Raw genomic sequence first — 20,124 nt, 5'->3', positions numbered from 1 at the left:
CAACGAGAACGCAACGAAGCGCGAACCCCGCCGGGATCCGGCGGGGTTCGCGCTGATCGAACGATCGGTGGCGCTCAGATGGGCATGTCCTGGCGGAAGTACTCGAAGACCCACCCGATGAGGGACAGGATGCCGAGAATCGCTCCGACGAGGAACACCCAGAGGCCGAGGCGAAGGCCCAGGAAGATGATCATCGCGGAGGCGGCCAGCGGAAGCGGCCACCACGAGTGCGGGCTGAAGAACCCGTACTCGCCCTCCTGCATCCACTGTTCACCGCGCGCGTCGTCGGACGGGTCGCGGTCGAGGCGCTTCATCGTGGCGCGCAGGTACAGGCCGACCATGAGTCCCATGATCCCCAGCAGGGTCATGGCGACGGTGCCGACCGGCTCGCTCCACTTGGTGAAGATGCCGTAGATGATCGCGACCGGGATGAAGAAGACGGCTGCGCCGTTGAACAGGGCCGAGGCCTGCCTCATCGAATGTCTCCGTTCTGCGAGCGGTCCGAGCGGCCACCGGCGGACTGACCCTCGAGGTCGGGCTCACCGTACAGCTCGTCGAGCACACCCTTGTCGGGGGTCGGCGTGTCGAACGCCGCCACCTCGGGGTGGTTGAGGTCGAAGACCGGGCGCTCGGAGCGGATGCGCGGCAGCGCGTCGAAGTTGTGCCGCGGCGGCGGGCACGAGGTCGCCCACTCGAGAGAGGCCCCGTAGCCCCACGGGTCGTCGACCGTGACCTTGGGCGCGTGGCGGTAGGTCTTCCACACGTTGATGAAGAACGGGATCATCGACGCGCCGAGCAGCGTGGCGCCCACCGTGGAGACGATGTTCCACAGCTCGAAGCCGTCCTCGACCATGTAGTCGCCGTAGCGGCGGGGCATGCCCTCGACGCCCAGCCAGTGCTGGATGAGGAACGTGATGTGGAAGCCGAAGAACAGCATCCAGAAGTGGATCTTGCCGAGACGCTCGTCGAGCATCTTGCCGGTGATCTTCGGCCACCAGAAGTAGTAGCCGGAGAACATCGCGAACACGACGGTGCCGAACACCGTGTAGTGGAAGTGCGCGACGACAAAGTAGGTGTCGGACAGGTGGAAGTCGAGGGCCGGGCTGGCGAGGATGACGCCGGTCAGACCACCGAAGAGGAACGTGACGAGGAAGCCGAGAGCCCACAGCATCGGGGTCTCGAACGTGAGCGAGCCGCCCCACATCGTGCCGATCCAGTTGAAGAACTTCACGCCGGTCGGGACCGCGATGAGCATCGTCATGATCGAGAAGAACGGCAGGAGGACCTGGCCGGTGACGTACATGTGGTGCGCCCACACCGTGGCCGAGAGGGCCGCGATGGCGATCGTGGCGAAGATGACGCCCTTGTAGCCGAAGATCGGCTTACGGGAGAAGACCGGGAAGACCTCGCTCACGATGCCGAAGAACGGCAACGCGATGATGTACACCTCGGGGTGACCGAAGAACCAGAACAGGTGCTGGTAGAGGATCGGGCCGCCGTTCGTCGGGTCGTAGACGTGCATGCCGTACATGCGGTCGCCGGCCAGCGCGAACCACGCGGCGGTGAGCACGGGGAAGACCATGAGGACCAGCAGCGAGGTGACGAGCGCGGTCCACGTGAAAATCGGCATGCGGAACATCGTCATGCCGGGCGCACGCATGCACACGATCGTCGTGATGAAGTTGACCGAGCCCATGATCGTGCCGAAACCGGTGGCCGCGAAGCCGAGGATCCACAGGTCGGAGCCGAGGCTCGGCGAGAACGTCGCGTTCGACAGCGGGGTGTAGGCGAACCAGCCGAACGACGCGGCACCGCCGGGAACGAGGAACCCTGAGACGGCCGTGAGACCGCCGAACAGGTAGAGCCAGTAGGCCAGCATGTTGAGCCGCGGGAACGCGACGTCGGGGGCGCCGATCTGCAGCGGGATGAGCAGGTTGGAGAACGCGGCGAACAGCGGGGTCGCGAAGAGCAGCAGCATGATCGAGCCGTGCAGCGTGAACATCGAGTTGAACTGCTCGAGGTTCTGCAGCACCTGCAGACCGGGAACGGTGAGCTCGGCGCGGATGATGAGGGCGAGGACGCCACCGAGGGAGAAGAAGAACATCGTGGTGGCGAAGTACAGGTTCGCGATGACCTTGTGGTCGGTGGTCGTGAGGACCTTGACGACCTGGCGGCCGAGCGACGTGGTGGCCTGTGGCTCGGGGCCGTGCCCCGTGTGCTCCGGCCTGGTGACGATGGTGGCCATCAGTTTCCACCTCCTTGAGGCTGGTACTGCTGGTAGCTGGGCTGACCCGGCTCCAGGTGCTGTCGGCTGAGGGAGTTGTCGAGCATTCCCGTCTGACCCCGGGCCTTGAGGTCGGCCATGTGCCGGTCGTACTCCTCACGGGAGACGACCTTGACGTTGAACAGCATGGTCGCGTGGTAGGCGCCGCACAACTCGGCGCACTTGCCCTGGAACGTGCCCTGCTGCTGGGTGTGGACCTGCAACTTGTTCACCTTGCCGGGGACCATGTCGAGCTTCTGCTGGAAGGCCGGCACCCAGAAGGAGTGGATGACGTCGCGCGCGGTGAGCACGAACGTCACGCGGGAGTTCTCGGGCAGGTAGAGGGTGGGGAGGGTCTCCTCGACGCCCGGCTTGCCCGTGAGCTGGGCCTGCACGCCGGAGTCCCAGACCTTGTCGTCGACGTAGTTGAAGTCCCAGCTCCACTGCTTGCCGACGACGTTGATCGTCACGTCGGGCTCGGCGCTGGTGTCGAGGAGGACGGCCTCGTCGCGGGCGGTGAAGAAGAAGATGACGCCCACCATCATCACCGGGATGACGGTGTAGAGGATCTCGATCGGCACGTTGTACCGCAGCTGGGGCGGGAGGCCGACGTCGTCCTTCTTGCGGCGGTAGCGGACGATGCACCAGATCGTCAGACCCCAGACGAGGCATCCGACGGCCAGCGCCGTGATCCACATCGCGATCCAGAGGGCGGTGACGCGGTCTGCTCCGGTCGAGGCGCCCCTGGGCAGGAACCCTCGCGAGAGCGCGTCGGAACAGCCGCTGAGCGAGATCGCGGCGAGTGCCGCGAGACCGCCGAGCGCGACGCGTGAACGTCGGCCGCGCCTGGGTGAGTCATCGTGCCGAGGCAAGGTACACCTTCCGGTTCGGTTGTGGCACCCCGCTGGTCGTGAAGGGTGCCGCCCCGAGCGACCGTGGTCGACGGGGGTCATGGACGTCGCCAGCATAGACCAGACGACTTCTCGATTGCGTGTAGCGGGGTGGCCGGTCGAGGTGGGATCCCGCGGGGTTCGCCGGCCTTACGAGGCGGGGCGGCGCAGGCCGATGGCCCACGCGGATCCGTCAGGAGCCGCGCCCCTCCTGCCACGCGTCGAGCAACGCGGGTGCGATCGGGGCCTCGAGGGCCCAGGCGAGTCTTCGCAGGTAGTCGACCCGGGGAATGTCGACGACACCGAGCGAGGCCAGATGCGGCGTCGACCACTGGGTGTCGATGAGCCGGCGCGGATCGCGGTCGGCGTACAAGCACTCGACGAGGGCGACGAGCGCGACCTTGGACGCGTCGGTGACCCGGTGGAACATCGACTCACCCGCGAAGAACCCGCCGATCGCCACCCCGTACAGGCCGCCGACGAGCTCGCCATCGCGGCGGACCTCGACCGAGTGCGCCCAACCGAGGCGGTGAAGACGCACGTAGGCGTCGGCGACGGCTCCCGTGATCCATCGGCCCTCGCGCCCGGGGTCGGCGCACCCGGCGACGACCCCTTCGAAATCCGTGTCGACGGTGACGTCGAAGCGGCGCATCGACTTGCGCAGCGACCTCGACACCCTCAGGCGACCCGGGAGCAGGACACCTCGCGGGTCGGGCGACCACCACACGAGGGGGCCCGCGCCGTGCCGGCCGACCCCCATCGGGAAGACCCCTTCGCGGTAGGCGGCCAGCAGCGTGCCCGGCTCGAGATCGGCCCCGACACCGGCCACCTCCTCCCCCCGGTCGCTCAGCGGGTCGAACGCGAACCGGCTGGGAGGAGGCTCGACGGGGCGGGGTGGGTCGTCAGACACGACTCTCTGGAAGATGGGCGGCGATCGCGTCGGCATCGGCGTCGCCGTAGACCTCGGCCAGGCGGGCCCGCAGACCCGTGAGGTTCTCGGCGTACTCCTGGGTGCCCACCGTCTCGACGACATGCGTCGCCATGACGGCGCCGAGCTGCGCGCACTGCCGCAGCTCCAGCCCCCAGCCCAGCGCCGCGAGGAACCCGGCCCGGAACGCGTCGCCGACACCGGTGGGGTCGGCGACAGTCCGGGCGGGCACCACGCCCACGGAGATCGGCTCCTCGCCCCGGGTGAACACCGTGCAACCCTCGGCACCCCGGGTGATGACGCGCGTCTGCACCCGCTCGGCGATCTCCGCGGCGTCCCAGCCGGTCTTCTGCTCGGCGAGGTGCGACTCGTACTCGTTCGTGAAGAGGTAGGTGGCCCCGTCGATGAGGCGGCGGATCGCCGGGCCGTCCATGAACGCCATCTGCTGGCTGGGGTCGGCGGCGAACGGAATGCCGCGTTCGCGGCACTCGTCGGTGTGGCGCAGCATCGCCTCGGGGTCGTCGGGGCCGATGAGGACGAGCTCGAGTTCACCGACGCGCTGGGCGACCGGGGCGAGTTCGAGGTCACGCGCCTCCGACATCGCGCCGGGATAGAAGGTGGCGATCTGGGCGAGCACGGCGTCGGTGGTGCAGACGAAGCGCGCGGTGTGCGCGGAGTCGGAGATGTGGACGGACTCGCAGTCGACGCCGTGCCGCTCGAGCCACGAGCGGTAGTCGGCGAAGTCGGGGCCGGCCGCGCCGACGAGCACCGGGCGCAGCCCGAGCACGCCCATCCCGAAGCTGATGTTGCCGCCCACTCCCCCGCGGCGGATCTCGAGGCCGCTCGCGAGGAAGGAGAGCGACACCTGCTCGAGCTGCTCGGCGATGAGGGAATCGGCGAAGCGTCCCTGGAAGGTCATGAGGTGATCGGTCGCGATGGACCCGGCAACGGCGATAGGCACCCGACCAATCTAACGTGCGGGTCGCTCGCATCTCCGACGACATCGGGCGGCGCACGCGTCGGTACTTGACCAAGTCGAGTACCTGAGAACATCATGGAGCATGTCCTCGCACGATCCGCAGATGCTCAAGGGGGTCCTCGCCCTCCTCCTGCTGCACGAACTCGCACGGGAGGACAGCTATGGATACTCCGTCCTCGCCCACCTGCAGAGCCGGGGCTTCGACGACCTCGGCGAGGGCACCGTGTACCCCGCGCTGACCCGGCTGGAGAACTCCGGCCTCGCCGAGAGCTACCTGCGCCGCTCCGAGACCGGCCCCGCCCGCAAGTACTACCGGCTCACCGAGGCGGGCCGCGCCGAACTCGGCCACCGCACCTCCTCCTGGCACGCGCTCGTCGAGGCCGTGGACCGCGTGCTCGATCGACCCATCCAGACCCCGCTTCCGCCGAAGGAGTGATCCGCCATGACGTTCGCCGATCTGTGGCGCCGTGAGAACGCCGTCCAGACGCTCGACTTCTGGCTCGACTACGAAGGCGTGCCCAGAGCACGCCGCAGGACCGAACGCCGTGAGGTCAGGACCATGCTCGACGACCTCGCCCGCAGCGAGGGGATGCGGGCCGCCGTCCGCAGCCTCGGCCCGATGCGCGACCTCGCCCGCACCGTCGGTGAGGGATACCCCGGCCGGCCGCGATGGAGCGTGGGAGCGGCCGTGGCCCTGCCGGTCTTCGCCGTGTTGCTCTACAGCTACTTCTTCAGCGCGATGGCCTTCCTCGAAGGTGTACGCGCGAGCGGGGTCACGGGCCGCGAGATCGATTCGAGGACGGTGGCCCCGTGGTTCGGGGCCCGCTTCACCGCGTTCGTCGAGCCCGACGGCGGCGCGTTCTCTGTGGGCGGCGACTCGTTCCTGATCGTCCTCGTCGTGCCGCTGATCGTGTTCCTCCTCGCGGCGCGTCCGTGGCGACTGTTCACGAGCGGTCGCGAACCGGCTCACGCCTCCCCGGCGCTCTGAGGGGCCTGAGGGGTCTGAGGGGTTGAGGGGGCGGAGCGCTCACACGGCCGCCGCACACGCGACGGCGCCGCCGCCCCGATCGGGGGCGGCGGCGCCGTGGTGCGAATCAGCGGGAGGGCGTCCCGCCGGCGACTCAGCTGAAGGAATCGCCGCAGGCGCAGGAGCTGCCCGCGTTGGGGTTGTCGATGGTGAAGCCCTGCTTCTCGATGGTGTCGGCGAAGTCGATGGTCGCGCCGTCGAGGTAGGGGGCGCTCATGCGGTCGACGACGACCTCGACCCCCTCGAAGTCGCGGACGGCGTCGCCGTCGAGGCTGCGCTCGTCGAAGTAGAGCTGGTAGATGAGCCCCGAGCAGCCACCGGGCTGGACGCCGACGCGCAGGCGGAGGTCGTCGCGACCCTCCTGCTCGAGCAGGCTCTTGACCTTGCTCGCGGCCACGTCGGTGAGCAGGACACCGTGCTCGGGTGCCTTCGTCTCGTTCTGCACAGTCATGTTGCTCCCTAGTCGTGTCGTGCAACGGGCCGAGCGCGGCGGCGCGACCCTCGGGGTGAGGCTACCCTTCACAACACCGTAGACCGCGCCGGTGTTCCCGCGCGAGGGGCTCACGCATCGCTCCCATGAGGTTCAGGGCGACTCAGGGCGACTCAGGGCGACCACGTGCCGGCGACGCGGGCCGCGCGAGAGCGCAGCGATCCGACCGGGTCGGCCATCAACGCCGCCACCTCGCCCGGGCGTTCGACCAGCGCGTACACCCCGGAGACACCGAGCGCCATGGTCTCGCGGCGACCGACGGTGACCTCGCCGGCGAGGACGACCACGGGAAGGCCGCGGGTCGACGCCAGTCTGGCGATGCCCGCGATCACTCCTCCGCGCAGCGACGACCAGTCGAAGAGTCCCTCGCCGGTGAGGACGAGGTCGTGCCGGTCGAGGAGGGAGTCGACGTCGCGGGCACGCTGGATGACCTCGACGGCGCTCTCGACGTGGGCGCCGAGCACGAGCAGGGCGTAACCGATTCCGCCACCGGCACCCGCCCCCGGCTCGCGGTCGAGCCGCCGGGGCAGGCCGGTGAGCAGGTCGGGCGCCGGCGGGCAAGTGCGGGTGACGACGTCGTGGAAGCGGCCGAGCGCCGTCTCCAGGGCCTGTGACTGCTCCCCCCCGGCGCCGCGCTCGGGCGCATCCAGGGCCGAGGTGCCGTCGAACCCGAGGAGCGGGCAACGTTCCTCGGTGGCGACGACGACCTCCACGCCCGCGAGCAACGCCTGGGCCTCGTCGAGGCCGGTGAGGGCGTCCTCGGCCATCTCGTGCAGGGCGCCGCCGCCGCGGGCGAGCCGAGCGGGGTCGCCCACCCCGAGCGCGCAGAGCAGCCCCGCTCCCCCGTCGTTGATCGCGCTGTCGCCGACGGCGACGACGATGCGCGAGACGCCCTCCTCGAGCGCGGCCCGAACGAGCTGCCCCACACCGAAGGAGCTCGTGACGAGAGGTCGTCGTTCGTCGGCGTTGAGCAGATGCAGGCCACAGGCCTGCGCCGCCTCGACGTACGCCGTACGAGTGCCGCCGCCGTCGTCGACGACGAGCAGGGACGCCGGCACCGGCCGTCCGAGGGGGTCGCTCACGGTCGCCGCCACGGCCTCGCCGCGGACGGCCGTCGACAGCGAGGAGAGGAACCCGGGACCGCCTGCCGAGAGCGGTGCGAGGGTGAGCTCGTCACCGGGCGCCCGCTGCCGCCATCCCTCCGCCATGGCCTCGGCCGCCTGGACCGCGGTCAGCATCCCGGGAAAGGACTCGGGGCAGATGAGCACGCGCACTGAGACGTCTCCTCGTGTCTTCGATCGGTTCGTGGGCTCGATCAGGGCGTCGCGTACGCGTCGTCCTGCCGGCCGAGCCGGTCGAGCAGCAGCGCCTCGGCGAGGCAGGCCTTCTCGAACTCTGCCAGGTGCAGGCTCTCGTCGGCGCCGTGGGCGCGGGTGTCGGGATCCTCGACCCCGGTGATGAGGATGGCCGCCTTCGGGAAGGCCTCGGCGAACTGGGAGATGAAGGGGATCGACGCGCCCAGGCCGACGGCGTTGGGCTCGGCCTGCCAGGCGTCGGCGAGCGCTCCCAGCATCGTCCGCGCGACCGGGCCCTCGGTGGAGGCGGTGAACCCGGCTCCCTCGTCGACGAGTTCGACGCTCACCTGCACGCCCCACGGCGCGTGCCGTTCGAGGTGGCGGCGCAGGGCCTCGTACGCGGCCAGCGGATCCTGCTCCGGGGCGATGCGCAGCGAGAGCTTGGCCCGGCACGACGGCGTGAGCAGGTTGGCGGCCACGTCGACGGCCGGTGCGTCGATGCCGATGACGGTGAGCGACGGCTTGCTCCAGAGGCGGGAGGCCAGGGAGCCGGTGCCGACGAGGTCGACGCCGTCGAGGATGCCGGAGTCGGCGCGCAACGACTCCTCCGGATAGTCGACCCCCGGGTCGGCGCCGTGGACGAGCCCGTCGACGGCCACGTCACCGGCGTCGGTGTGCAGCGTGGCGAGCAGACGACACATCGCGGTGATCGCGTCGGGCACGGGGCCACCGAAGATGCCGGAGTGCAGCCCGTGGTCGAGGGCCCGCGTCTCGACGACGGCCCGCACCTGGCCGCGCAGTGTCGCCGTGAGGGAAGGGGTGCCGACCGCCCAGTTGGCCGAGTCGGCGATGACGATCGCGTCGCAGTCGAGCCGATCGGCGTGGGCCTCGAGCAGCGCGGGCAGCGACTCCGACCCGACCTCCTCCTCGCCCTCGACGAACAGCCGCACCGAGACCGGTGGCCTGCCGTCGTGCGCGCGCAGAGCCGCGACGTGCGCCATGACCCCTGCCTTGTCGTCGGCCGCGCCGCGGCCGTACAGCCGCCCGTCGCGCTCGGTGGGCTCGAACGGCGAGGACCGCCAGTCGCTCTCGTCTCCCGGGGGCTGCACGTCGTGGTGGGCGTAGAGCAGCACGGTGGGGGCGCCCTGCGGCCCGTCGATGTGCCCGATGACGGCGGGGTGGCCGCCCTCGACCTGCACGATCTCCGCGCTCGCCCCGGCGTCGGTGAGCAGCTCGACGACCCTCTCCGCGCTTCGGGTGACCTCGACGGGATCGAAGGAGTCGAGCGACACGCTGGGGATCCGCACGAGTTCCTCGAGGTCGGCGCGCACGCCGGGCATGAGGTCGGCGATCCGGCGCCGCAACTCTTCGGTCCTGGTGTCGGCGGTGTCGCTCGTCGGCTCGCTCATCGCACCAGGGTAACGAGCGCATTCCGTGGCCGGGCGGGGTCACGGATAAGGTGTGGACGTGTTCGGTCGGAAGAAGCAGGAAGAGGCCACGGTGACGCCCGCACCCGTGGTCGAGCAGCGTCCCGGGGCGAAGAACCGCCCCACCCCCTCACGCCGGGAGGCCGAGGCGGCCAGGCGGCGCCCGATCGTCCCCGCCGACCGAGAGGCGGCCAAGAAGGATTCCCGCCGACGCGAGCGCGAGGAGCGCGCCAAGTACCGCGAGGCCATGTACCGCGGCGAGGAGTGGGCGCTCGGACCCCGCGATCGGGGCCCTCAGCGGCGCTTCGTCCGCGACATGGTCGACTCCCGGTGGAACGTCGGAGAGTTCCTGCTGCCGCTCATGATCATCGCGCTGCCGATCAGCATGCTGCCCTACCGATGGGCGTACATCGCCGGGTTCACGGTGCTCTACGGCATGATCGCGCTCACCGTCCTCGACGTGCTGCTCCTCACCCGCCGGGTCAAGAAGGCCGTCCGGGAGAAGTTCGGCGAAGAGCCCGCCAAGGGCACCGCCTGGTACGTCTTCTCCCGCTCGGTGCAACTGCGCGCCGGTCGGATGCCGCGACCGCAGGTCACCCGCGGCGGTCGCGCCAAGGCCTGACGGCCGTCGGCCGAACGGTCAGCCGCCCGCGAGGCTCATCGGGCCGTAGACGACGCGATCACCCTCGAGCAGGCTGACCTGCTCGACACCCGCATCGGCGAGTTCGGCCCAGCTCTCCGACAGCCAGGCCTCGGCCTCGCCCTGCCCGGGGAAGCCGGAGGTGGGTACGACGTCGCTCTCGACGCTCGTGCCGCTCGCGTCCTCGCATCGCCAGGTCCATGCGTTCTCTGCAGCCATGTGCCGACCTTAGCGACGACTCGCACCGGCCGGCGCCGTGGCGCGGTCAGGATCGGGCGAACCGCGCGACCTCGCCGATGACGGTGACGGCGGGCGCGGTGACCTCCGGCGGGGCTCCGTCGGCGAGCGCCGCCAGCGTCGAGACGTGAACGCGCTGGGTCGGCAGTGCCGCGTCCATGACCGACGCGGTGGGGGTCTCGGCCGGTCGTCCCGCCTCGATGAGGGCGCGGGCGATCCGCGGCAGGGTCTCGACGCCCATGAGCACGACGAGGGTGACGCCGCTGCGCCCGAGTGCGTCCCAGTCGACCGTGCTGCGGGGGTCGTCGGGGGCCGCGTGGCCGGAGATCACCGCGAACCCCTGCACGAGGCCGCGATGGGTGACCGGGATACCGGCGAGCTCGGGCGCCGAGACGGCCGACGTCACCCCGGGGACCACCTCGCAGGCGACCCCGGCCTCGGCGCAGGCGATCTGCTCCTCCATGCCGCGGCCGAAGACGAACGGATCTCCGCCCTTGAGCCGCGCGACCCGCCTGCCCGCGCGAGCCCGGTCGACGAGCACGGCGTTGATCTCCTCCTGCGGGGTGAACCGCCCGCGCGGGATCTTCGAGACGTCGACGACCTCGACCTCGGGACCGAGTTCGTCGAGCAGTGCCAGGGGTGCGAGGCGGTCGACGACGACCACGTCGGCCGAGAGGACTGCCTCCCGGCCCGCGACGGTGATGAGGCCGGGTGAGCCCGGACCGCCGCCGACGAGGACGACGGATCCCGCCGCGGTCTGCGGCGACGCCGGGCGATCCTCGTGGCGAGCCGGCTCGGGAGGCTCGAACGACTGGGTCTCCGCATCGAGCGCTGGGCGCGCGTCGTCGTCCCGGGGCCGGCCGCGACGGGCACCCGCCATCGCCAGCACCCCCGCGGTCTCGGCGTCGAGGAGCACGGCGGCGTCGGTTCCCTCGCTGCCGCTCGCGGCGGCGACGACGAGCATGCCGTCGAGGTCGCGGCGTTCGTAGTCGCGCGGGGTCCACGTGAGCAGCCCGCGGTCGGCGAGATCCTCCAGCGAGGTCGCGAGCGCGGGCGCGACGACGGTGACACGGGCTCGCGCCCGCAGGAGCCGCCCGACGGGACCGATCGCCGCCGGGCCGCCGCCGACGACGAGCGCCGGCCGGCCGGCGAGCAACACCTCGACGGGATCGGGACGGGCGGGGGCGCCGTGCTCGGTCGCCGGAACTGCCTGCGGCAGAGGTTCACTCGTCACGTTCGGCCACCCCGGCGCTCTCGAACGTCGCACCCTCGGCGAGCACGCGCGCGGCCCCCTGCAGCAGAGGAACCGCGCAGACGGCGCCGCTGCCCTCCCCCAATCGCATGCCGAGGTCGAGGATCGGGCGCAGCCCGAGCTGCTCGGTGGCGTGGCGGCAGGCCGGCTCGGCCGAATGGTGGCCGGCGAACCAGTACTCACGGGCGTGCGGGGCGAGTTCCGCGGCGACGAGCGCGGCCGACAGCGCGATGACCCCGTCGAGGATGACCGGCGTGCGCAATGCCGCGGCCCCGAGCAGAAATCCGACGAGTCCGGCGTGCTCGAACCCGCCCACCGCGGCGAGAGCGGCGAGCGGCTCCTCCCGTCGCGCGTCATGGCGGTCGATCGAACGCCGCACGACGTCGGTCTTGTGGCCGAGCATCGCGTCGTCGATCCCGGTACCGCGTCCGGTGACCTCCTCGGCACGCCGGCCGGTCATCGCCGCGACGAGAGCTGCCGACGGCGTCGTGTTGGCGAGGCCGAGGTCTCCGGTGAGCAGGAGGCGGTTGCCCTGCGCGACGAGATCGCGGGCGACATCGATGCCCGCCTCGACGGCCTGGCGGCACTCTCCCGGCGTCATCGCGGGCTCGACGGTCATGTCCTTCGTGCCGCGGCCCACCTTGCGCACGAGCACGCCCGGCGCCTCGGGGAGGTCGCCCTTGACACCCATGTCGACGATCGCGACCTCGACGCCGACGCCCCGGGCGAGCACGCTCGTCATCGCGCCGCCGCCCATGAAGTTGAGGGCCATCTGCATCGTCACCTCCTGCGGCCACGGGGTGACGCCCTGGTCGTAGACCCCGTGGTCACCGCAGAACACCGCGAGCGCGGCCGGCTCGGGCACCGGCGGCGGGCATTCGCGGCTGATCGCCGCGAGCCGCACCCCGATGTTCTCCAGCTCTCCCAGCGACCCGGCGGGTTTAGTGAGCAGTCCCTGCCGCGCGAGCGCCTCGTCGCGAGCGGCCTGGTCGACGGGGCCGATCGCGGCCACCGTCTCGTCGATGAGAAACATCGGTGCTCCTCCCGGGAGGCGACGCTCGCCCCAGGTGTCGTGGTGGACCGCCCACGCGAGCGGGCGGCGACGGGCCCACCCGGTGAGCGCGAGCTCGGGGGCGGGCGGAAACTCCTCGACGTGGCCGATGCACAGGTAGGCCACGACGTCGAGGTGCTCGGGCAGACCGAGCTCGGCGCGCAGGTCGGCGGGGTCGAAGAAGCTCACCCAGCCGACTCCGAGACCCTCGGCACGGGCGGCCAGCCACAGGTTCTGCACCGCGCACGCCACCGAGAACGGGGCCATGCGCGGATCGGCGTGCCGTCCGAGCGTGTAGGGGCCGCCGCGGGTGGGGTCACAGGTGACGACGATGTTGAGCGGCGTCGAGAGGATGGCCTCGACCTTGAGGCCGTCGAAGCTGCGGGCTCGACCACCCGGTAGGGAGGCCGCGAAGCGCTCGCGCTGTGCGGCGGCGAGTCGCTGGACGCGGGTGCGCACCTCGAGATCACGCAGGAGCACGAAGTCCCACGGCTGGGAGAATCCGACGCTCGGCGCCTGGTGCGCGGCCTGCAGCACGCGGGTCAGCGCGGCCTCGTCGATCGGATCCATCGTGAACCCGGTGCGGATGTCCCGCCGGTTCGCGACGACCTCCGCGAGCCCGGCACGGGTGGGCTCGGGCATCGGCGGGGTCGGGGCCGTGCCGTTCGCGGTGTCGACCGAGGCGTTGGTCGAGGTGTCGATCGAGGTGCTGGTGGGCGTCATCGGACCTCCCGGTCGGTCTCGGGGGTGTCGGCGTGGTCGGCGCCGGCGGTGCGCAGAGCGTCGAGCAAGGTGGCCGTCGTCGCGGCGTCGCGCACGGCGATACGCAGCCACGTGTCGTCGAGGCCGGGAAAGGTGTCGGCCCGGCGTACGGCGATGCCGGCCTCGCGCAGCCTCGACCTCAGTTCGGCGGCGCGGGGGTGGTGTGCGAGCACGAACGGTGCGGCGGCCGGGCGCACGACGTCGAACCCGAGGCCGGTCAGGCCGTCGACGAGCAGAGCGCGATCCGCGGCGACCCGGGCGGCGACGTCGGCGACATGCGCCACCCCGGCCCGGGTGCAGATCGCCTCGATCGCGGCCAGAGCGAGGGAGTTGACCGACCAGTGCGGCTGCGCCCGGGCACACGCCTCGATCCACGCCGGCTCGGCGACGACGAAACCGGCACGCGCCCCCGCGAGTCCGAACGTCTTGGTGAGGCTGCGCACGACGAAGACGCCCTCCCCGGCCGCGGCGTGACGCAGCACCGTGTCCTGCTCGCGCGGCACGGTGTCCATGAACGCCTCGTCGACGACGACCAGCCGGCCCGGGCGTCGCAGGCGCAGCAGGTCGGCCGCGGGATGCAGCCGCGAGGTCGGGTTGGTCGGGTTGCCGACGAACACGAGGTCGGCCTCGGCGTGCCGGGCCTCGAACGACTCGGCGTCGAACGCGAAGGCCGGCGCCTCGAGCACGTGGCGGCCGGGGGCGAATCCGGCGGCTCTGAGCGCGGTCTCGGGCTCGGTGAACTGCGGGTGCACGACGACGGGGTGCCGCCACGGCTCGGCGCGGGCGATGAGGTGGAACGCCTCGGCGGCGCCGTTGACCAGGAGCAGACGCCCCGTGGGGAGCCCGAGGTGGTCGGCCAGGAGCGCGGTCGCGGGTCCGGCGTCGGGGTAGGCGGCGAGGTCGGTGATCGCGTCGGCCATCGCGCTCGCGAGGAACTCCGGCGGCCGCTCGACCGCGACGTTGACGGCGAAGTCGAGCATGCCGCGCGCCTCGACGTCGCCGTGATGCGCGAGCAGACGGTCGTCGATCATGCGCACTCCCCCGCTCCGATCGCCGCCGCGAACGAGGCCGCGACGCGCGGGGCTCCCGCCCAGTGCAGGTGGAGGTAGGAGGCGTGCACCCGACCGGTGATCCAGCCGTCGCGACGGCGCTCGCCCTCGGAGTCCTGCCATCCCCACGCTCGGGCGACCGTCTCACCGCTGCTCGCTCCGATCGCGGGTTCGACGACCGTGCGGTGGAACTCATGGCCGGTGACCCGCGTTCCCTCGGGGCCGAGCACGCTGCCCGCGAGCGCCACGGCGTCGCGGTAGCCGAGCGTGAGACGCGGGGTCATGCGCCCGGTGACCGGTAGCACGCCGCACATCGGGTGGTCGTCGAGCGAACGCGCGAGGTAGAGCAGGCCGGCGCATTCGGCCGACACGACCCCGCCACCCGCGACGAAGCCCGAGATCTGTTCGCGCAAGGTGGTGTTCGCCGAGAGCCGGGCGGCGTGGACCTCGGGAAAGCCGCCGCCGACGAGCAGGCCGTCGATGTTCGCGGGCAGCGAGTCGTGCAGCGGGTCGAACGCGACGACCTCCACGCCGGCCGCCTCGAGCAGTTCGGCGTTCTCGGCGTAGGAGAAGGTGAACGCCTCGCCACCGGCCACGGCGACGCGCCGGCCTCGCTCGCTGTGGGCCCCCGATGTCCAGCCGGCGGCGCGCAGTTCGGCGACCGGGTCCCACGCGTCGACGCCGGTGATCTCGGGGGCGGTGCGGGCGAGCGCGAGCACCGCGTCGAGGTCGACGTGTTCGCCGACGAGCGTCGCGAGCGCGGCGACGGCCGACTCGGCCTCGGGTGCACGCTCGGCGGCGGGGACGAGCCCGAGGTGACGGCTGGGCACGACGACGTCGGTGCGGCGCGGAACGACACCGAGCACCGGGACCCCGGTCTCGGCGATGCCCGCCCGTGCCTCGCGCTCGTGACGCGGGGAGGCGACGTTGTTGAGGATGACGCCGCCGATGCGGATCGCCGTGCTGAACGTCGCGAACCCGTGCACGAGCGCGCCCGCGCTGCGGGAGGTCGAGGCGCAGTCCACGACGAGGATCACCGGAGCGGAGATGAGTTCGGCGACGTGGGCGGTGCTGGCGAACCCGTCGCGCCCGAGCGCGCCGTCGAACAACCCCATGACGCCCTCGACGACCGCGACGTCGGCCGGCTCCGGGGACGTCGCACCGTGCAGCAGCAGGGGGACGATGCGTTCGACACCCTGCATGTGCGCGTCGAGGTTGCGCCCGACGCGCCCGCAGGCGGCGGCGTGATAGCCGGGATCGATGTAGTCGGGCCCGACCTTGTGCGGGCTCACCCGCAGCCCGCGCGCCCGCAGGGCGGCGAGCATGCCGGTCGTGAGCATCGTCTTGCCGCTGCCCGAGGCGGGAGCTGCGATGACGACCCTCGGCAACGCCACGGGTGACGCGCTCACGCCGCCATGCGCGACGGGCACGGCGGGCGCGATGCGCGGCGTGCTGGGCATCGACACGTACGGCCTTCCTCCCGGGATCCGCGTCCCGAGGCGGCTTCCAGGCCGACCGGAGTTCCTGGCTCCCACACCGCACGGCGGGTGGTCACAGTGGCGGGACCGCACCGGTGTCGCACCGGTTTCCTCCGAAACGTCGACCTGCGACGAAGCGCCGGCCCTTGTGGACCGGCGGCGGTGAGCCTATCAGCGGGCGGGCGTCGCGCGTGAGCCGTCGGAGCGCGGGGTGACCTCGGTCCCGGAACGTGGGTCGCGGGCAGCATCGGGATCCCGCTCGCACGTGGCGTCGGGTGCGGCGGGAGAAGCTGCGTCCCCGCCCGTATCCGCCGCGTCGGCCGGGAGGTCGGCGGCCGCCTCCGACGGCTCGCCGACCGTGCCCGACGCCGGCTTCTCGACGCGGTCGGAGAGGGCCTCGAAGTGGGCGTCGCTCGACCTGGGCAGGGCGCGACGCAATCCTTCGCGCAGCCGCAGGATGCGGGTGGCCGCGCTCTCGCTCGGACCCTCGTCCGCGGCCTCCCGGCGCCGCCGGCGATGCTCGCTCGCGTACTGGCCGTCGTAGTCGAAGGTGACCTCGACGTTCTGAAAACCCTTGAGGCTCTGGGCCCGCACCATGCGGGCGTACGCGAGCTGGTCGGCCTCGGTGAGATCGACGCGGTCGGTCATCGGGGTGAGCAGGGAGCGCGGGTAGAGACGCCGGGCGTAGACGATGTTCGTCTCGAGGCAGAAGACGAGGCAGATCGCGCCGATGTACAGCCAGGCCACGAGGCCGAGGACGATCGCGAACGCACCGTTGGTCACCGACGAGCGGGCGACGACCGTCGTGACGAACGTGCCGCCACCGGTCTGCAACGCCTGCCAGGCGAGCGCCGCGAGCAAGGCGCCCGGCACGAGTTCGGGAATCTCCGGGGGCTCCGCGGTGCCGAGCCGGCAGATGATGACGAAGGCGAGGGCCGAGAGCACGAGGGACCCGACGGTGAAGATGACGGTCGAGGCGTCCCTGCCCATCGGCAGGCTCGAGTCGACGAACGCGCCGATCTGGGAGATGAGGGTCGTCGCGACGACGAAGACGCCGAGTACGCCCAACAGCCCGAGGCTGCGCAGCCGGCTCGTCACCGGGTTGGGTCGCTCGTTGCGGCGTACACCCCAGGTGACGTTCATCGCGTTCTGGATGGCCTGGGCCACTCCCAACGATCCGAACACCGCGGTGGCGATGGCCACCGCGACGGCCGTGCCGCTGCCCCGGAGCTGCTGCGTCTCGATCTGCTGACCGATGACCGGGATCTGACGGGCGGCGGACTCGAGGATCTCGGCGCGCAACCCCGCGTCGTTCTCGAGTGCGAACCCGAGGATCGTCGAGAACAGCAGGAAGAGCGGGAACAACGAGATGAAGGCGTAGAAGGCGATGAGGGCCGAGAGGTAGAAGCCCTGATCGTCGAAGAACTTGTAGACGACCGCCAGGGGTGCCCCCAGGATCGGATGCCGCCGCTGTTGTCTGTCGAGCCACCCGACGAAACCGCTCATGACCTCACCTCCTGCCCGGGTGGATCATCCCACGCCCACGCTGCGCCGCCTTCGTGACACCACGGCCCGCGACGTCGGCTACGTCGGCGAGATGCCGTCCACGTCATAGCAATCCACGTCACAGAAACGCCGCTCGCACCCACACGATGTGAGGAACGACGGACCCGTACTCCCGGAGCCGCACCCAGACGAAGGATTCCGCCATGACGATGACGAAGACGGTCGTGACCACTGTGGTCGTCGCCGCGATCACGAGCGCCGGAGCAACCCTGCCCGCCGCTGCCGCCACCCCGGCGAGAGGCGACGTGCGCGGCACCGTCACCTACGTCGCCGACGGCGACACCGTGCACGTCCGCGTGGGCGCCAAGGTCGAGAAGGTGCGGCTCATCGGCGTCGACACCCCCGAACTCGCGCGGCGCGACTGCTACGCCACCCAGGCCAAGGCCGCGACCACCCAGCTCGTCAAGGGCCGCACCGTCTACCTGCGCGCCGACCGCACGCAGAAGAACCGGGACTCCTACGGCCGCCTGCTGCGGCACGTCGTCCTCACCGACGGCACCAAGCTCGCCCAACGCCTCATCTCCAACGGCTTCGGCCGCGAGTACACCTACGCCCGCGCCTACGCCGGCCGCCCGACCTACCTCAAGGCGCAGGCCACCGCCAAGACGAAGAAGCGGGGACTGTGGGGCCGCTGCGCCGGCACGAAGGCCGCGGCGGTCTCCACGAAGAAGAAGCCCGTCGGCAAGAAGACGACGGCCACCGTCAAGGGCTGCACGATCAAGGGCAACATCAGCGGCTCCGGTGAGCGGATCTACCACATGCCCGGACAGCGCTACTACTCCGCGACCAAGATCGACGTGCGCAAGGGCGAACGCTGGTTCTGCTCGCGCGGCGCCGCCGAGAAGGCCGGGTGGCGCCCCGCGAAGGTCTGACCCCCGCCGAGACAGCCGCCGTTTCCGGCCCTTCTGACACCGCGGAAGGAACTCGGATACCTGGGGCCGGAAACGGCGGCTGTCTCGGCGCGGCGCGCGCTCAGCGCTCACCACTCGATGCCGCGTTGGCCCTTCTGTCCGGCGTCCATGGGGTGCTTGATCTTCGTCATCTCGGTGACGAGGTCGGCGGCCTCGACGAGCCTGGGGTCGGCGTCGCGGCCGGTGATGACGACGTGCTGGCGCCCCGGGCGCGAGGCGAGGGTCTCGACGACGTCGTCGACGTCGACCCAGCCCCATTTCATCGGGTAGGCGAACTCGTCGAGCACGTAGAGGTCGTGGCGCTCCTCGGCGAGGCGGCGCTTGATCTCCTCCCACCCCTCACGCGCGTCGGCGGCGTGGCGCTCCTCGGTGTCCTCGCCCTGGCTGGAGCGGGTCCAACTCCATCCCGACCCCATCTTGTGCCACTCCACCGGGCCACCCTCGCCGGTCTCGTCGTGCAGGCGGCCGAGCCTGCGCAGGACCTCCTCCTCGCCGACCTTCCACTTCGCCGACTTGACGAACTGGAACACCCCGATGTCCCAGCCCTGGTTCCAGCCGCGCAGGGCGAGCCCGAACGCGGCCGTCGACTTGCCCTTGCCCACGCCGGTGTGCACGGCGAGGATCGCGCGGTTGCGGCGCTGGCGAGTGGTGAGTCCGTCGTCCGGCACGACCGCCGGCTGACCCTGGGGCATGGAGGCTCCTTCGTCTCGTTCGGGTGGCTCCGCCCGACGCTACCGCCTGCCACGACCGCTCGAACAGGCACTTCCGACCCGCCCGAGTGCTCGAACAGGCACTTTCATCCACGGTTGAGCGAGCGAACCGCCTGTCCGACCGCCCGAGCCGGCGCTTCCACCCACGCCGACAGAGCGCACACCCCCACACACACGCTCGAACAGGCGGTTCTACCCGCGCCGACCGGGGCGGAGCCGGCCGTGGAGGGCGGTGATCTGGTCGGGTGAGACCCGGCAGCAGCCGCCGACGATGCGGGCGCCGGCGTCGACCCAGTCCTCGGCGAGGTCGGTGAGCGAACGTCCGGGTCCCGTCCAGCGGCGAGCCGTGGCGTCCCATCCCTCGCCGCTGTTGGGGTAGACGACGACCGCCCCTCGGGTCGCGCCGTGGGCAGCGGCGACCGCGTCGAGGACGTCCGCGGGGTCGCAGCAGTTGACACCGACGGCGACGATCTCGTCGATGCCGCGGGCGAGGGAGAAGGCCTCGTGGAGAGTCTGGCCCGCGCGCGTGGCCGTCCCCTCGACGGTGTAGCTGAGCCACGCGGGATGCCCACTTCCGCGGAGAAGCTCGACAAGTGCGGCCGCCTCGTCGACGTCGGGGATCGTCTCGATCGCGAGGAGATCGGCGCCGGTCGGGCCGAGTGTGTCGGCGAGGACGGCGAGGCGGCGCTCGTGCCATCGCCGCAGTTCGGTCACGGTGAGGCCGTAGCGCCCGCGGTACTCCGACCCGTCGGCGAGCGCGGCGCCGTACGGGCCGATCGAGGCGGCGACCCACGCCGTCCGCCCGGTCTCGCTCGCGTGGCGGTCGACGGCGTCCCGGGCGAGAGTCACCGACAGCCGCATGAGCCGCTCGGCCTCGGAGCCGTCGATGCCCGCCTCCGCGAAGCCCTCGAAGGACGCCTGATAGCTCGCCGTCGTCACGATCTGCGCCCCGGCCCGCAGGAACGCCAGGTGGGCCTCGATGATCGCCGCCGGGTCGTCCCGCAGGAGACGCGCCGACCAGAGGTGATCGGACAGGTCGTGCCCCACGGCCTCGAGTTGCGTGGCCAGTCCACCGTCGGACAGCAGAACTCCATCGGGAAGGGTGTCGAGCGCAGTCACGGCCCCATCGTCCACCAGCGGTTCGGAAGGCCAGCGGCGGCCTCGTGTGC

20 protein-coding genes and 1 riboswitch are annotated in these 20,124 nt (G+C 71.5%); of the genes, 4 read left to right on the top strand and 16 right to left on the bottom strand.

Annotation, left to right across the window (positions count from 1 at the left end):
- Window positions 1-74: 74 nt before the first annotated feature.
- The 5 genes from BN1197_RS13640 to BN1197_RS13620 form a co-directional block, all read right to left on the bottom strand.
- On the bottom strand, window positions 75-476 hold the full coding sequence (locus tag BN1197_RS13640) for a cytochrome c oxidase subunit 4 (protein WP_040160619.1): 402 nt from the start codon (window positions 474-476) through the stop codon (window positions 75-77).
- Entirely contained in the window at window positions 473-2,245 is a 1,773-nt protein-coding gene (ctaD, locus tag BN1197_RS13635) for an aa3-type cytochrome oxidase subunit I (RefSeq protein WP_040160616.1), read from the bottom strand. The genes BN1197_RS13640 and ctaD overlap by 4 nt, the downstream gene beginning before the upstream one ends.
- The gene (ctaC, locus tag BN1197_RS13630; protein WP_040160614.1) at window positions 2,245-3,135 is read right to left on the bottom strand and encodes an aa3-type cytochrome oxidase subunit II; all 891 of its coding nucleotides are present in this window, start codon (window positions 3,133-3,135) and stop codon (window positions 2,245-2,247) included. Before ctaC ends, ctaD begins: the two co-directional genes overlap by 1 nt.
- A 211-nt stretch (window positions 3,136-3,346) precedes the next feature.
- On the bottom strand, window positions 3,347-4,063 hold the full coding sequence (gene aat / locus BN1197_RS13625) for a leucyl/phenylalanyl-tRNA--protein transferase (protein ID WP_040160611.1): 717 nt from the start codon (window positions 4,061-4,063) through the stop codon (window positions 3,347-3,349).
- A complete protein-coding gene (locus tag BN1197_RS13620) occupies window positions 4,056-5,042 on the bottom strand; it encodes a carbohydrate kinase family protein (RefSeq protein WP_040160608.1) in 987 nt (328 codons plus the stop codon). Before BN1197_RS13620 ends, aat begins: the two co-directional genes overlap by 8 nt.
- Before the next feature lie 100 nt (window positions 5,043-5,142).
- Here BN1197_RS13620 and BN1197_RS13615 point away from each other — a divergent pair, with 100 nt between their 5' ends.
- Both BN1197_RS13615 and BN1197_RS13610 read left to right on the top strand, forming a co-directional pair.
- Window positions 5,143-5,496 carry a PadR family transcriptional regulator gene (locus tag BN1197_RS13615; RefSeq protein ID WP_040160606.1) on the top strand — a complete coding sequence of 118 codons (354 nt, stop codon included), beginning with the start codon at window positions 5,143-5,145 and terminating at the stop codon, window positions 5,494-5,496.
- A 6-nt stretch (window positions 5,497-5,502) separates the two neighbouring features.
- Window positions 5,503-6,048 (top strand): hypothetical protein, encoded by a 546-nt coding sequence (locus BN1197_RS13610; protein ID WP_052466748.1) that lies wholly within the window; start codon window positions 5,503-5,505, stop codon window positions 6,046-6,048.
- Window positions 6,049-6,181: 133 nt separating this feature from the next.
- On the opposite strand, the gene BN1197_RS13605 is transcribed toward BN1197_RS13610, so the two are convergent.
- From BN1197_RS13605 to BN1197_RS13595, 3 genes are all read right to left on the bottom strand, one after another.
- Window positions 6,182-6,538, bottom strand: coding sequence for a HesB/IscA family protein (locus tag BN1197_RS13605; protein ID WP_040160604.1), 357 nt, complete (start codon window positions 6,536-6,538; stop codon window positions 6,182-6,184).
- A gap of 152 nt (window positions 6,539-6,690) precedes the next feature.
- Window positions 6,691-7,851, bottom strand: coding sequence for a glycerate kinase family protein (locus tag BN1197_RS13600; RefSeq protein ID WP_040160602.1), 1,161 nt, complete (start codon window positions 7,849-7,851; stop codon window positions 6,691-6,693).
- Between the two features lie 41 nt (window positions 7,852-7,892).
- Complete coding sequence (locus BN1197_RS13595; protein ID WP_040160600.1) at window positions 7,893-9,281, bottom strand: dipeptidase; 1,389 nt, start codon at window positions 9,279-9,281, stop codon at window positions 7,893-7,895.
- Between the two features lie 58 nt (window positions 9,282-9,339).
- On the opposite strand from BN1197_RS13595, the gene BN1197_RS13590 reads away from it, so the two are divergent.
- Window positions 9,340-9,921 (top strand): DUF3043 domain-containing protein, encoded by a 582-nt coding sequence (locus BN1197_RS13590; RefSeq protein WP_040161305.1) that lies wholly within the window; start codon window positions 9,340-9,342, stop codon window positions 9,919-9,921.
- Between the two features lie 18 nt (window positions 9,922-9,939).
- Here the strand turns inward: BN1197_RS13590 and BN1197_RS13585 are convergent, their stop codons facing one another.
- The 6 genes from BN1197_RS13585 to BN1197_RS13560 all read right to left on the bottom strand — a co-directional run bounded on the left by BN1197_RS13585 (window position 9,940) and on the right by BN1197_RS13560 (window position 17,274).
- Window positions 9,940-10,158, bottom strand: a complete 219-nt coding sequence (locus BN1197_RS13585; RefSeq protein WP_040160598.1) for a hypothetical protein — start codon at window positions 10,156-10,158, stop codon at window positions 9,940-9,942.
- Between the two features lie 46 nt (window positions 10,159-10,204).
- Window positions 10,205-11,410 (bottom strand): uroporphyrinogen-III C-methyltransferase, encoded by a 1,206-nt coding sequence (gene cobA, locus BN1197_RS13580; RefSeq protein WP_245851944.1) that lies wholly within the window; start codon window positions 11,408-11,410, stop codon window positions 10,205-10,207.
- Complete coding sequence (gene cobT / locus BN1197_RS13575; protein WP_245851943.1) at window positions 11,400-13,202, bottom strand: nicotinate-nucleotide--dimethylbenzimidazole phosphoribosyltransferase; 1,803 nt, start codon at window positions 13,200-13,202, stop codon at window positions 11,400-11,402. Before cobT ends, cobA begins: the two co-directional genes overlap by 11 nt.
- Window positions 13,199-14,272, bottom strand: coding sequence for an Rv2231c family histidinol phosphate aminotransferase CobC (cobC, locus tag BN1197_RS13570; RefSeq protein WP_052466828.1), 1,074 nt, complete (start codon window positions 14,270-14,272; stop codon window positions 13,199-13,201). Before cobC ends, cobT begins: the two co-directional genes overlap by 4 nt.
- Complete coding sequence (locus BN1197_RS13565) at window positions 14,269-15,750, bottom strand: cobyrinic acid a,c-diamide synthase CobB (protein ID WP_082043970.1); 1,482 nt, start codon at window positions 15,748-15,750, stop codon at window positions 14,269-14,271. Before BN1197_RS13565 ends, cobC begins: the two co-directional genes overlap by 4 nt.
- Before the next feature lie 36 nt (window positions 15,751-15,786).
- Window positions 15,787-15,927, bottom strand: a riboswitch (cobalamin riboswitch).
- Window positions 15,928-15,939: 12 nt separating this feature from the next.
- Window positions 15,940-17,274, bottom strand: a complete 1,335-nt coding sequence (locus BN1197_RS13560; RefSeq protein WP_082043909.1) for a YihY/virulence factor BrkB family protein — start codon at window positions 17,272-17,274, stop codon at window positions 15,940-15,942.
- 203 nt (window positions 17,275-17,477) lie between these two features.
- On the opposite strand from BN1197_RS13560, the gene BN1197_RS13555 reads away from it, so the two are divergent.
- On the top strand, window positions 17,478-18,206 hold the full coding sequence (locus tag BN1197_RS13555; protein WP_040160595.1) for a thermonuclease family protein: 729 nt from the start codon (window positions 17,478-17,480) through the stop codon (window positions 18,204-18,206).
- A gap of 107 nt (window positions 18,207-18,313) precedes the next feature.
- On the opposite strand, the gene cobO is transcribed toward BN1197_RS13555, so the two are convergent.
- Window positions 18,314-18,937 (bottom strand): cob(I)yrinic acid a,c-diamide adenosyltransferase, encoded by a 624-nt coding sequence (gene cobO / locus BN1197_RS13550; protein ID WP_040160594.1) that lies wholly within the window; start codon window positions 18,935-18,937, stop codon window positions 18,314-18,316.
- 210 nt (window positions 18,938-19,147) lie between these two features.
- Window positions 19,148-20,074 carry a homocysteine S-methyltransferase gene (gene mmuM / locus BN1197_RS13545; protein WP_040160592.1) on the bottom strand — a complete coding sequence of 309 codons (927 nt, stop codon included), beginning with the start codon at window positions 20,072-20,074 and terminating at the stop codon, window positions 19,148-19,150.
- Window positions 20,075-20,124 lie beyond the last annotated feature (50 nt).

The sequence above is a fragment of the Mobilicoccus massiliensis genome (assembly GCF_000826525.2).
Taxonomy (GTDB): domain Bacteria; phylum Actinomycetota; class Actinomycetes; order Actinomycetales; family Dermatophilaceae; genus Mobilicoccus; species Mobilicoccus massiliensis.
The sequence above is the reverse complement of the archived record's forward strand: the minus strand, read 5'-3'. Positions and strand labels throughout refer to the sequence as shown.